An 11672-nucleotide genomic window follows, 5' to 3' on the forward strand; every position below is an offset into this window, starting at 1 on the left:
TTTCGTGAACCCGAGTAGTGGACGCTTCGATGTGTGAAGCATTCAAACGAAAAACCCCGGCATTTCTGCCGGGGTTTCCATCACTGACAATGTCAGATCAGATTAGAACGTGCGCTGAAGGCGAACGAAGCCGGTCCAGCTGTCGCCAGTCGGTCCATCGACGTCCTGGTAGTTGGCGGTAACCTTGGCATCCAGACCCTGGGTGATCTTGTAATCAACCGTCAGGCCAGCGCGCCATGCATCGTTGTCGCCGGTGAAGTCACCGTCCGGAGCGATGTCGATCGTGCCGAGGTACTGAGCAGCAGGCGTAATGGTCAGCTTGTCAGTTGCCTTGATGGCGTATTCAGCAGCAACTGCCCACTCGGACTCTTCGTAGTAGTAGTTTGCGCCAGAAGCCCAAACGCCAGAGAGACCGAATGTGCCAGGACCGATGTCAGCATACAGGATAGCGCGGATTGCGCCGTTTTCCTGGTCCGTGTCGTAGGAGCCGAGCAGGTTGGCGGAGATCGCACCAAACTTGGCACCGATGATACCGCTTACGCCAACGTTGTTCGGGCCTTCAAAGACGCCAACCTTGGCAACGCCGAGGTTGGAAGTGCCGTCACGTACGGAGTCAAGCTCTTCAACGCTGATGCCAGCGTAGAAAGAACCAGCGTCGTAGGTGTAACGCAGAGCGTTGCCACGAGTGGTGTTCGAAGACAGGATGTCGGTTTCGCCGGAGAGATCGTCATCCCACCAGGTGTACATGTAACCGACCTTCAGGCCGCCGAGTTCGATGAAAGCCTGGTCGACGTTGACGCCACGGTCGGTGTCGTTGTCAGCCTGACCACGCAGACCGATGTAGCCGCGCAGAGCACCGAGTTCGGTGTCGGTGCGGGTGTCGATGTTGAACTGGGCGCGCGTGAACGAGTTCCAGTCAGACGTACCGGACTTGTTGCGACCGAAGTCCGTCTGGAAACGGATGTAACCGTCGAACTTCAGGCAGGTTTCGGTGCCGGGGATGTAGAAGAAGCCGGTGCCGAAAGCGTCGCAAACGCGAACGTATTCGAGGGGCTCAGGTTCAGCAGCGACGATAGCGTCAGCGGCCTGTGCGCCGGATACTGCTGCGAGAGCTGCAGCGGAGCCGATAAGAAGGCTCTTGATGTTCATGGTTGACCTCCAGTCAAACGCTTAATCTTCGTAAGCAGCGAGTGGGAAAACACAAATAAATGCGTGCCGCTTATGAACATGATTAGAGCCAAAACCGGCCGCAGAGGCAATCGCAATCATGACAAGAGGAAGACAGTAAGGTGTCCTTAGTTTTTCATTGTTGCGAAATAGCTACAATTCTAACCGACAGGGCCGCGTTTATTAAAGAATCGTTAATAAACAATGGTTTTCAGATACTTAACGAAGCCGCAAGCTGATCCGCTCCCGTAAAACGCATTCGACCGCCAAAATCCCGACATAGCCGGGCCACGGGAATTTGTCCAAAAGGCGATTGTATTGGCTGAGAATCAACTTCTTTTCGCCGCCGCACGAGAATCAGCTTGGGAGCAAGGTTTACAGTCTCCGCTTCGGCAACACACATGTGTAAGCGAATCAGCAAAAGATGAGTCGACCGGCCAAACAAAAAAACCCGGCTCAAAGAGCCGGGCTTTCCATCACTGACAATGTCAGATCAGATTAGAACGTGCGCTGAAGGCGAACGAAACCAGTCCACTGGTCGCCACCGCCGTTAACACCGGTAGTGCCGTCTACGTCCTGGTAGTTAACCGAAACGAGCGTGGAGAGGCCCTGGGTGATCTTGTAGCCAACAGCTACACCAGCGCGCCATGCGTCACGGTCGCCAACGAAGTCGCCGTTAGCATTGATGTCCAGAGTGCTGAAGTACTGAGCGCCGGGGGTGATGGTCAGCTTGTCAGTTGCCTTGATGGCGTATTCAGCAGCAACAGTCCACTCAGACTCTTCGTAGTAAGCGTTTGCGCCAGAAGCCCATACGCCGGAGAGGCCGAGGGTGCCGGGGCCGATGTCAGCCGTGACGATTGCACGGATAGCACCGTTTTCAGCATCGGTGTCGTAACCGCCAAGCAGGTTAGCCTTAACAGCGCCGAAGTTGCCGCCGATGATGGCGCTGATACCAACGTTGTTGTCGCGCTCGCCCTTAGCAAGGGTGTAGTTCAGCTGCGAAACGCCGAGGTTGTTGGTCAGGTTGCCAACGCCGTTACCGGCAACAACAGCTTCCAGTTCTTCAACTGCAACACCAGCGTAGAAGGAGCCGGCATCGTAGGTGTAACGGATAGCGTTCAGACGCGTGAAGTTCGAAGACAGGTTATCAACTTCGCCAGAGAGACCATCATCCCACCAGTTGTAGTAGTAACCAACCTTCAGGCCGCCGAGCTCGATGAAAGCCTGATCGACAACAACGCCGCGTGCGTTGTCGTTGTTAGCCTGGCCACGGAAACCGATGTAGCCACGCAGAGCGCCGAGTTCGGTGTCGGTGCGGGTGTCGATGTTGAACTGGGCGCGCGTGAACGAGTTCCAGTCAGACGTACCGGAAGCGTTGCGACCGAAGTCCGTCTGGAAACGGATGTAACCGTCGAACTTCAGGCAGGTTTCGGTGCCGGGGATGTAGAAGAAGCCAGTGCCGAAAGCGTCGCAAACGCGAACGTATTCGAGGGGCTCAGGCTCAGCAGCGACGATAGCGTCAGCAGCCTGGGCGCCGGATACTGCTGCGAGAGCCGCAGCGGAGCCGATAAGAAGGCTCTTGATGTTCATGATTGACCTCCAGTCAAAGTTTTTAATTGGGTTTGGGTACTTTTAGCTGAAGGACAGCATTCCCTGCCCCATTCCCGTGTTCTTAGAAGCCAAACGATCCACCGCCTCGCTTCTGGTCGTGAAAATACAAAAGGTTTCGCCGCTTGCAATCGCGAACATCCGATAAATAGCATTTACGTATATGCTTCATTTCGGTTTGTTGCGGAAACAACACACAGCGCCACGTCGGGCGGCAGAGGCTTTTACAATGCGTTAAGAATTTCCTTGAAAATCCGTTAGTTAGCGAGGTTAACAAGGTCTTTCTAAACTACCGGCTTTTTCGGCGATGTGTTGCTCTGCCGGTGGCATGTATGGGAAATTTTTGCTTTGATCGATCGTGGCACATGACACCACACAGATGCGCCTGTCAGGAAATGGCAGGAAAATCCTTCATCCGGCGGCTGATTCACCGGATAACGATTCGAAGCGTGGAACATGTTGGCGATTTGGCAAATCGATTTACTCTCGGCGCGTGATGCACCTTGTTGACACAAGCGCTTCCGTTTCGGGCTTCCGTCCTGGGCGATCTCGCCGTCGTGGCCGCCCCTATCTATGGGGGCCGCGATGCCAGTCGGATTTACCGACTGGCCTGGCCTCAAAAATCACCATGGAGATCGACCGGCCCTTAGCGCTCAGGATGAGCCGGTGGCAACACTTAGATGCCGTCCACCGCCACATCGAGCGAATGTCGATCAATGCGCTCTTGAAGCGCGACCACAACGGCGTGCAGGAACTCTCGGCGGCGAGGCTCGGCGGCTGTCGCCAGCGTCATTGTCAGTCGCCCGCGAATCTTGCTCATGAAACCCACGTGGTCAAAGCGGTCGGCAGCGATATTTACTTCGACCTCCTCCATGTAGTGCGACAGATGCGATCCCAGTTCAAGATTCGCGTCCATCTGGTACCGAGCGGCCATCTGCTCTGCAAGCGTGCCCATCTGCACATAGGGGCCGTATTCGTCGATCATCAAATCTCCTTCGCATGCCTGAAAAACCTAGATAGGTGCTCTTTGTCAAAGAACGAGATGTATCCGGGATCATCCGCACAAAACACTGGATCAAATTTCTAAAATATGCGTGATCGACCAGCAGGCATACTCCAGACTACTGAAGGCCCATCAACGCGCGTTTGGCTGCACGACAAAGAGAGTCAAAGCGTGGGCTGCAACTTGGCGGGCGCCTGCAACGCGCAGACAAATGAACGACAAACCAGCCAGCCTGAATTGTCCAACAATATAAGTCCTGGGAAAATTTGATGGCGGAGAGGATGGGATTCGAACCCACGATACGCTTTTGACGTATACTCCCTTAGCAGGGGAGCGCCTTCGACCACTCGGCCACCTCTCCGGTGCGGCCTGATTATTGCGTAAAAAAAATGAATGCAAGGGTTTTTCGCCAAGAAGCCGAAAAACCTGTTGGCTGAACAGCCGCGCGCGAAACTTTGCGGGCAATTCGGGAACTTCTTTAAGGTCGGCACGTTCTCGCTTCGGTAACAAAAGAGGTGTTTCTAATGGCTCAGACCAAACTGAATGTTGTCGAAGACACGATCGAAAACCAGATTGCCGAGCTGCGCTCGCAAATCTCGTCGCTCTCCAAATCCGTTTCCGCCCGCGCGGAAGGCGTGAGTGAGGATGCATCCGAATTTCTGGACGAGGCACGCGGCCGCGTTCGCAAGGCTGCGAGCAATGTCCGTGCCCAGGGCCAGAATGTGGTGGAAGCAGTCAAGGAAAATCCCGGTACGGCAACCTCGCTGCTGACGATCGTCGGCGCACTCGGTTTCGCAATCGGTTATGCGGTTGGTGCGGGCACGCAGCAGAACTCGTCGAACAGCAGCCTTTATCGCTGGCGCTGATTACCGCACAAGAGTTAGAATTCAGGCAAGGCGGCAAAGTCCCGCCTTGCCTTTTTTGCATTGATGTCAAGACAACCAGAATGGGGGCCAGAAATGCTGTTCAGTAACGATCTTGAAGAGGCATTGGTGGATTTTGCCAGAGATCATGGCATCGACAGGGACGAGGCCGTTCAGCGCATCGTCCGCGCCGCCCTTATCAACAGCGGCTACCTCGCCTCCGGCGAAGAAGGCATTCCGCCGGAAAAGCTGAATGCCAGCAACGATGATTGAGACTTAGTAGCCGGATTTCGACGGCGCAGGCGCTGCCCCGCCCTTGTAGCGGGCGGACAGGGAGCGCAGCGTGTTGGAAAATTCCGTGACGTCGGCGCCAACGGCGACGAAGGACGCGCCGAGCTCGAGATAACGGCGATTATAGGCCTCATTGAATGTGAGAATGCCGGCAGCCTTGCCGGCCGCAACGATCTTGATGATCGCCGCTTCGATCACCGCCTGCACCTCCGGCTCGTCGATCCTGCCGAGATAGCCCATGTCGGCAGCGAGATCCGCCGGGCCGATGAAGACGCCATCCACACCTTCCACCGCAAGAATATTGTCGAGATCGTTGATCGCGGCGCGCGTCTCGGCCTGCACCAGCAGGCAGACGCTATCGGAGGCGCTATCGGCGTAGTCGGTTATGGTGTTGAAGGCCGACGCACGGGCAACGGCTGCCCCCATGCCGCGAATGCCGCGCGGCGGATAATGCATGGCGCTGACCAAACCTTCAGCCTGCGCGGCCGAATCGACCATCGGCACGAGGAGCGTGCGTGCGCCTGCATCCAGAAGCTGCTTGATCATCCAGCTTTCGCCGACCGGCACACGCACCACGGGTTCTGCCGACGACGTGGCGAGCGCCCGCAGCTGATCGATGATGCTGCGCAGATCGTTCGGACCGTGCTCACCATCGATTACCAGCCAGTCGAAACCCGCGGTTCCGGCAATTTCCGCGGTAATGGCCTCGCCCATATCGAGCCAGAGGCCAATCTGCGGCTTGCCGGCATGGATGGCGGTTTTGAAACGGTTTTCGGGAGCAGGCATGATGTCCTCAGGAAAGCAGTAATTTCAGATCGGCGGAGGCGTCCGCCAGGATGGCGCGATCCGGCTCGGCACCGGTATCGAGCAGTTTCTTGCCCGCGACATAGGCCTTGGCATCATTGACGGCATCCACCGCCACGAAACGCCCGTCGCGGAAATACCAGACCGACCAGCTGCCTTCACGGGCGCCTGGGCGCAGTACCGTCTCGTCATAACCGAGATTGAAGCCGGCGATTTGCAGCTTCACCTCATATTGATCTGACCAGAACCAGGGTTTCGCCTCATAGGCGGTTTCAGTACCGGCAAGCACGACCGCTGTCGCCTCGGCCTGATCGACGGCATTCTGGACCGATTCGAGACGCACATGCTGGTCGCGCCATGGCAGCAGGGCGCAATCGCCGACCGCGTGAATGTCCCGGTCGGATGTGCGGGTATAGTTATCCACCACAATGCCGTTGCCGACATCGAGGCCCGATTCGCGGGCAAGCCGGTCATTCGGCGTCACGCCGATGCCGACGATGACAAAATCCACATCGAGCGTCGAGCCGTCGGACAGTTCGGCGGCGGCCACCCGGCCATCCATGCCGACAAGGCGCACGAGGCCGGTCTTTTCGCGAATGGAAACGCCGTTCGCCTGATGGATGCCGCGCATGATATCGGCGGTTTCTTTCGCCGCCACGCGCTGGAGAATACGGTCGGCCATTTCGATCAGCGTCACATCAAGGCCGAGCTTGCGGGCAACCGCGGCCGCTTCAAGGCCGATATAACCGCCGCCGATCACCAGCAGCCTGCGGCCCGGCTTCATCTCTTCCATGAGACGGTCAGCATCGCGCTTGTCGCGAACGGTCAAGACCCCTTCCAGATCGCCACCGATGCTGGCGGGCAACAGGCGCGGTGCTGCCCCGGTTGCCAGCACCAGCTTGTTATAAGCAAGTGTGCTGCCATCCTGCATACGCACCGTTTTGGCCTTGCGGTCGATATCTTCCACCCAGGTGGACAGCCGGATATCGACATTATTGTCCGCGTACCACTCCTCCGGGCGGAACATCAGCCGGTCGAAGCTCATCTCGCCGAGAAGGTATTTTTTGGAGAGCGGCGGCCGCTGGTAGGGATAGGCATCCTCGGAGCCGACGATGGTGATGGGACGCTCATCCTTCAGCGCCCGGAGCTTTGCCGCCAGCGCGAAAGCGGCCTGCCCCGCCCCGACGATTACCAGCCTTCCCGTCACATTCCACTCCCAGACACGAATAGCGACAGGCCGATCCTGCCATGCTCGCGAAGCCATATTGCCGGATCAGGCGTAACGCCAAGTACGGCCCGCGTCAACCACGCTGCGACGCCAGCCCGGTGCAAGCATGACACATTATCAGCACAGGCTGCGACACGCCTGCAACCGGACCGAGCCAAGCGCATTCTATCAAGAGAAACATCGGCTTGCGAAACGAAGATTGGCCCATGTCGAGACGGACAACAGACAATTGCGCGGATTTCCTTCACGACCTAGCAAGGAAGCCGCGTTAAAATCAGCATCAAGAGAGGCAATCCGGGAGGTTGTCATGGCTTTGCATATGGATCCCCGTCAGAACGTCCCCCAGGACGAGAAGTACGAGAAATTTCAGATCGACCGGCCCGGCAAGATCACCTTCATCGGGCATCATCTGAGCGCCAGCGACACCCTGCGCTGCCTCGTGCGCACCATTTCCCTTTATGGCGCAGAGATCGAAGTCGGGCCGCATCTGGAAATGCCCGCCAATTTCTATCTGGAAATTCTCGGCATCCGCGATGAGATCGGCTGCACGCTGATCCGCCGGGAAGAGGAAAAGGTCACCATCGGGTTCAACATGCTGATCGATGCCGAATTCCTGCACCATGTGCGCCGGCTGAGCTTCGAGACCAGCGCCTGAGCGGCACGGCGGCGGAAAAACTGTTCCAAAACAGTCATTGGATAACCGGGCGCGGCTTGCGTCCGGTTTTTTTGCACCTATTGTGAGCCGGGTTTTCAAACACAGCTACCGGAACTTTCAGCCAATGTCCGCTTTCTCACGCCTTACGCCGCTTGCCGTCTCGCTCCCTTCAACCGTTCCCTTCGTCGGCCCGGAAGCCATCGAGCGGAACCGTGGCCTGAAGATGGAAGCGCGGATCGGCGCCAATGAAAGCGGCTTTGGCCCCGCCCCATCCGTGCTTCTGGCCCTGCGCGATGCGGCGGCAGACACCTGGATGTATAGCGACCCGGAAAATTTCGAATTGAAGGAAGCGCTTGCCATCCATCACGGCGTTGCACGCGGCAATATCGCCATCGGCAGCGGCGTGGACGGATTGCTGGGTGAGATCGCCCGGCTGATTGTCGAGCCCGGTACGCCTGTTGTGACCTCGTTTGGCGGTTATCCCACCTTCAATTATCATGTGAACGGTTTTGGCGGGAAACTCGTGACCACGCCCTATGTGGACGATCACGAAGACCTTGATGGGCTTCTCGATCTCGTCATCCGCGAAAACGCACCGCTGGTCTATTTCGCCAATCCGGATAATCCGATGGGAAGCTGGTGGGAGGCGAGCGAGGTCGTTGCCTTTGCGCGCGCGCTGCCGGAAACCTGCCTGCTCATTCTGGACGAGGCCTATTGCGAAACCGCGCCCGCCAGCGCCGTGCCAGCCATCGACGCGCTGATCGGCCAGCCGAACATCCTGCGCATGCGCACCTTCTCAAAGGCCTATGGGCTGGCCGGCGCACGCGTCGGTTATGCCATCGGCACGCTTGGTAATGTCGAAGCCTTCGACAAGATCCGCAACCATTTCGGCATGGCGCGCATATCTGTCGCCGGCGCCCTCGCGGCACTCAAGGATCAAGCCTATCTGCATGAGGTCGTTGGCAAAATTTCCGCTGCCCGCGATCGCATTTCCGCAATTGCCCGCGACAACGGCCTTGCACCGCTGCCCTCCGCCACCAACTTCGTCACCATCGATTGTCACCGCGACGGCGCTTATGCCCGCGCCATCGTTGATGGATTGATGGAGCATGGCGTGTTCATCCGCGTGCCGGGCGTCGCGCCGCTCAACCGCTGCATTCGCGTGAGCGTCGGGCCAGACGACAAGCTCGACCTTTTCGAGCGGGCATTGCCGAAGGTTATCAAGGCGATTGGGTGAGGCGGACGACAGGCTCTCGCTTCCGTCATTGCGGCCTTGAGCCATATGCTGCGAATGCGATTCAAAACCACGCCGCAAACCACTGTTCGCGAATCATTTTCCGTAACCGATATCGCCGAACATAAGAAAACCGCGCCGGCCTTGTTCCTGCCGGTCGCGGTTTGATGTGTCAGCGCAAAAGCTTCTTTTCAAAGCCCTCGCCGCGTTCCCCTTCGGGTTTACTTTCGTTTGCACCGGTCATCGGGACTGGAGGGAGCCGGGCCGGAAATTCTGTCGTGGATGCGGTGCGTTAGTGCATCGTCATCCAGTCGCGGGCGGCACGCAGCGCTTCGGCCAGTTCCGCCTTCGTCATGTTGCGGGCGAGATCCGCACGCAGTGAGGCTGCTCTTTCCGATCCGCGGATCGCGGCGATGTTCAGCCATTTGTGGGCCGCAACCAGATCCACCGTGCAGCCCCGGCCGGTCGCATAGACCAGGCCGAGATTGCAAAGGGTGTCGGCGCGGGTTTCGCCACCGGCAACTGCCATTTCGATATCGCGAATTTCAAAGCGTGCCATCGTTTTTATCCCTGTCTTCTACCTGTTTCATCAATCGCCTTCTTTATGAGGCTAACCTTCAGAACCGCCGTCTTATGCGGCTTTTTGTCCTTCGGGCCGGCAGGTTTTCCCTGCGCTTTTGATGAGTTCACTATGCGCCAAGCCTTTCAACGGGCGCTTAAAAGGCATGATTAATAGGCCGCAAACAAACTGCAAACGATTGGTAAAATTGGGTTTTTGTTAAATATCACGAGGTGCGGAAATTAAGGACTTTCAGAGGAATTTTACGAAAAGTTTACATCTGGATTTCAACCCTTCGTTCACCACGATCCAAACACCGATTTTCAAATTCGCCCGTCTCCACTCCGCAAACAGTCGCAAATGCCTCTCCATGACGGCAAATTTCTATTTCCTTTTACGTGAACGTAAAATAGTATTCGCCTGCCTGTTATGAGGATGAGACAGGCAAAGGATAGCATGGCCAAAAAGGTGATCGCGTCGCAGGACGCCACACCATCGGCAATGCGGGACAGGGTTTAATGCGCATCCATTTCTTCATGACCGGTGCGGTTCAGAAGAGTCTGCGCAAATTTCGGGAGGAGTTTTTATGAAACGCGTATTGATAATTGCCGCTGCCCTGATGATGGGCAGCAACCTTGCCTTTGCCGCAGAGGCAATCGAGGGCAACTGGAAGACGGCGAGCGGCGAAACCGCCGTGATCGGCCCCTGCGGCGCGGCCTTTTGCGTGACGCTGAAGACCGGCAAACATGCGGGCAAACAGATCGGCAAGCTTTCCGGCAAGGGAAACAGCTATGCCGGTGATATCACCGACCCCGCCAACGACAAGACCTATAGCGGCTCCGGCACCGTTTCCGGTAATTCGCTGAGCATGAAGGGCTGCGTGCTGAAGGTTTTCTGCAAATCGCAGACCTGGACGCGGTTGTAACAGAAGGACGGCGGGCGGGCCTTCGGCTCGCCGCCAGCCAACGCGGCGCGGCATCGGGAGATCTGCCTGTAGTGCGGCCGCGAGCGGACGCCGCGTGGAACATCCCTGATCGTTGATGTATCGTGGCCGCCCAGCCACACACCAACGAGAGCACGCATGCCCCTCCCCCTTTCGACGATCCTGATTGCCGGCACCTCGCATGTGGGCAAAAGCACCCTAGCCGGTCTTCTGAGTAAAAAGCTCGGCTGTGAGGCGATATCGACCGACAGCCTCGCCCGCCACCCCGGCAGGCCCTGGCCGGGCATACCGGCGCCGGTGGAGGAATATTACGCAGAGCTTTCGGCAGACACGATCCACTGGTTTCTGAAAGTGCATCACCAGAACATCTGGCCGCTGATCCGCTCGATGATCGACAGCAGCTCCAATACCGGCAATCCCGCGATCTTCGAGGGCGCGGCTTTGCGCCCGGAACTTATATCGCCCCTGCTCAGCAACACGGTCGCCGGGGTGTTTCTGCATGCCGGGAATGATTTCCTTCTCAAGCGGATGCGCTCTCACGCCCGATATGACGAGGCAACGGCCAGCCAGCGACGGATCATCGACGCCTTCATCGAGCGCTCGCTGCGGGAGAATACCGAGATGCTGGCGTCGGCGCAGCAACATCACGTGCCGGTTGTCGACGTGACGAAACCGCAAGCACTCGAAACCCTCGTGGCCGATATTGCCGGGCGCGTGACCGCCTCTTTTTCGTGATCAGACGACGGGCGACCGAGGTCTCTCCCGGTGCCATTGCGGCATTAATCTGTCCCGTCACCACCCGTTAACATCCCTGAACACCATATGAACCGGGGTCTCAGGGTCCGTTCAGTCCGAGTATGGCAAAACTCTGTCCATCAACTCCAATAAAGGGGAATGGACATGACAAAGTTGATCAGCCGGTTGGCAATCTTCGCGTTTCTCATGGCGATCTTCGCCATGTCCTTCGCTTCGCTCGTCGTCAACCCCAACCGCAGTTTCCAGCGGGTGAATGCGGGGGCGGCAATCGCCTGCCAGCACGGCCCGTCGCCTGTCGCCAATTGCCCCGTCGTACTTTGAGGACCGGCCGATGACCAGCACCTTTTCCAACGGCCTGTTCTCCGCCCTGCGGCTGGCGCTGATGGCCACGATCTTTCTCGGCCCGGTGGCGGGACTTGCGGTTTACAAGGCCGATCCTCGCCCGGCATCCAAGGGCGCTGGTTTTGTGCTCTTGATGAGCCTGCAGCGCGGCGCGCTCGGCTGAAATTTCGCCACCCCGTCCTCGCCCCGACCGTATTTTCCGTTTCTTTTCAGCTTCTT

The 11672-nt window shown here is 57.7% G+C and carries 14 protein-coding genes and 1 tRNA gene; 8 read left to right on the forward strand and 7 right to left on the reverse strand.

What is annotated here, in order from left to right; genetic code table 11:
* Positions 1 to 102: 102 nt before the first annotated feature.
* From FCH38_RS03355 to FCH38_RS03370, 4 genes are all read right to left on the reverse strand, one after another.
* Positions 103 to 1149, reverse strand: a complete 1047-nt coding sequence (locus FCH38_RS03355) for a porin (protein WP_174372817.1) — start codon at positions 1147 to 1149, stop codon at positions 103 to 105.
* Positions 1150 to 1665: 516 nt separating this feature from the next.
* A complete protein-coding gene (locus FCH38_RS03360) occupies positions 1666 to 2757 on the reverse strand; it encodes a porin (RefSeq protein ID WP_153513461.1) in 1092 nt (363 codons plus the stop codon).
* A gap of 694 nt (positions 2758 to 3451) precedes the next feature.
* A complete protein-coding gene (locus FCH38_RS03365) occupies positions 3452 to 3760 on the reverse strand; it encodes a hypothetical protein (RefSeq protein WP_149898004.1) in 309 nt (102 codons plus the stop codon).
* Positions 3761 to 4048: 288 nt separating this feature from the next.
* A tRNA-Ser gene (locus FCH38_RS03370) sits at positions 4049 to 4139 on the reverse strand.
* A 163-nt stretch (positions 4140 to 4302) separates the two neighbouring features.
* Between FCH38_RS03370 and FCH38_RS03375 the strand changes: the two genes are divergently transcribed.
* Positions 4303 to 4644 carry a hypothetical protein gene (locus tag FCH38_RS03375; protein ID WP_149898946.1) on the forward strand — a complete coding sequence of 114 codons (342 nt, stop codon included), beginning with the start codon at positions 4303 to 4305 and terminating at the stop codon, positions 4642 to 4644.
* 93 nt (positions 4645 to 4737) lie between these two features.
* Complete coding sequence (locus tag FCH38_RS03380; protein WP_174372818.1) at positions 4738 to 4914, forward strand: hypothetical protein; 177 nt, start codon at positions 4738 to 4740, stop codon at positions 4912 to 4914.
* Positions 4915 to 4917: 3 nt separating this feature from the next.
* On the opposite strand, the gene FCH38_RS03385 is transcribed toward FCH38_RS03380, so the two are convergent.
* On the reverse strand, positions 4918 to 5718 hold the full coding sequence (locus tag FCH38_RS03385; protein WP_174372819.1) for an aldolase/citrate lyase family protein: 801 nt from the start codon (positions 5716 to 5718) through the stop codon (positions 4918 to 4920).
* Positions 5719 to 5725: 7 nt separating this feature from the next.
* Positions 5726 to 6943, reverse strand: coding sequence for an FAD-dependent oxidoreductase (locus FCH38_RS03390; RefSeq protein ID WP_174373124.1), 1218 nt, complete (start codon positions 6941 to 6943; stop codon positions 5726 to 5728).
* 328 nt (positions 6944 to 7271) lie between these two features.
* Between FCH38_RS03390 and FCH38_RS03395 the strand changes: the two genes are divergently transcribed.
* Both FCH38_RS03395 and FCH38_RS03400 read left to right on the forward strand, forming a co-directional pair.
* Entirely contained in the window at positions 7272 to 7619 is a 348-nt protein-coding gene (locus FCH38_RS03395) for a hypothetical protein (protein WP_149898944.1), read from the forward strand.
* Positions 7620 to 7743: 124 nt separating this feature from the next.
* Entirely contained in the window at positions 7744 to 8856 is a 1113-nt protein-coding gene (locus FCH38_RS03400) for a pyridoxal phosphate-dependent aminotransferase (protein WP_174372820.1), read from the forward strand.
* Positions 8857 to 9145: 289 nt separating this feature from the next.
* On the opposite strand, the gene FCH38_RS03405 is transcribed toward FCH38_RS03400, so the two are convergent.
* Positions 9146 to 9412, reverse strand: coding sequence for a sel1 repeat family protein (locus FCH38_RS03405; protein ID WP_046798706.1), 267 nt, complete (start codon positions 9410 to 9412; stop codon positions 9146 to 9148).
* Between the two features lie 586 nt (positions 9413 to 9998).
* On the opposite strand from FCH38_RS03405, the gene FCH38_RS03410 reads away from it, so the two are divergent.
* From FCH38_RS03410 to FCH38_RS03425, 4 genes are all read left to right on the forward strand, one after another.
* Positions 9999 to 10337: a DUF2147 domain-containing protein gene (locus FCH38_RS03410; protein ID WP_174372821.1), complete on the forward strand. Its 339-nt coding sequence runs from the start codon at positions 9999 to 10001 to the stop codon at positions 10335 to 10337.
* A gap of 156 nt (positions 10338 to 10493) precedes the next feature.
* Positions 10494 to 11090, forward strand: coding sequence for a hypothetical protein (locus tag FCH38_RS03415; protein WP_153513455.1), 597 nt, complete (start codon positions 10494 to 10496; stop codon positions 11088 to 11090).
* A 159-nt stretch (positions 11091 to 11249) separates the two neighbouring features.
* Positions 11250 to 11432 (forward strand): hypothetical protein, encoded by a 183-nt coding sequence (locus FCH38_RS03420; protein ID WP_174372822.1) that lies wholly within the window; start codon positions 11250 to 11252, stop codon positions 11430 to 11432.
* A gap of 10 nt (positions 11433 to 11442) precedes the next feature.
* Positions 11443 to 11616: a hypothetical protein gene (locus FCH38_RS03425; RefSeq protein WP_174372823.1), complete on the forward strand. Its 174-nt coding sequence runs from the start codon at positions 11443 to 11445 to the stop codon at positions 11614 to 11616.
* Positions 11617 to 11672: the final 56 nt, after the last annotated feature.

It is taken from the genome of Agrobacterium tumefaciens (assembly GCF_013337285.1).
Classification (GTDB): Bacteria; Pseudomonadota; Alphaproteobacteria; order Rhizobiales; family Rhizobiaceae; genus Agrobacterium; species Agrobacterium burrii.

Bases quoted from the DNA above. Each gene is read 5' to 3' on its own strand.
- FCH38_RS03400 (WP_174372820.1), top strand. From the start codon at position 7,744: ATGTCCGCTTTCTCACGCCTTACGCCGCTTGCCGTCTCGCTCCCTTCA.
- FCH38_RS03415 (WP_153513455.1), top strand. From the start codon at position 10,494: ATGCCCCTCCCCCTTTCGACGATCCTGATTGCCGGCACCTCGCATGTG.
- FCH38_RS03375 (WP_149898946.1), top strand. From the start codon at position 4,303: ATGGCTCAGACCAAACTGAATGTTGTCGAAGACACGATCGAAAACCAG.
- FCH38_RS03380 (WP_174372818.1), top strand. From the start codon at position 4,738: ATGCTGTTCAGTAACGATCTTGAAGAGGCATTGGTGGATTTTGCCAGA.
- FCH38_RS03405 (WP_046798706.1), bottom strand. From the start codon at position 9,412: ATGGCACGCTTTGAAATTCGCGATATCGAAATGGCAGTTGCCGGTGGC.
- FCH38_RS03410 (WP_174372821.1), top strand. From the start codon at position 9,999: ATGAAACGCGTATTGATAATTGCCGCTGCCCTGATGATGGGCAGCAAC.
- FCH38_RS03355 (WP_174372817.1), bottom strand. From the start codon at position 1,149: ATGAACATCAAGAGCCTTCTTATCGGCTCCGCTGCAGCTCTCGCAGCA.
- FCH38_RS03360 (WP_153513461.1), bottom strand. From the start codon at position 2,757: ATGAACATCAAGAGCCTTCTTATCGGCTCCGCTGCGGCTCTCGCAGCA.
- FCH38_RS03425 (WP_174372823.1), top strand. From the start codon at position 11,443: ATGACCAGCACCTTTTCCAACGGCCTGTTCTCCGCCCTGCGGCTGGCG.
- FCH38_RS03420 (WP_174372822.1), top strand. From the start codon at position 11,250: ATGGACATGACAAAGTTGATCAGCCGGTTGGCAATCTTCGCGTTTCTC.
- FCH38_RS03395 (WP_149898944.1), top strand. From the start codon at position 7,272: ATGGCTTTGCATATGGATCCCCGTCAGAACGTCCCCCAGGACGAGAAG.
- FCH38_RS03365 (WP_149898004.1), bottom strand. From the start codon at position 3,760: ATGATCGACGAATACGGCCCCTATGTGCAGATGGGCACGCTTGCAGAG.
- FCH38_RS03385 (WP_174372819.1), bottom strand. From the start codon at position 5,718: ATGCCTGCTCCCGAAAACCGTTTCAAAACCGCCATCCATGCCGGCAAG.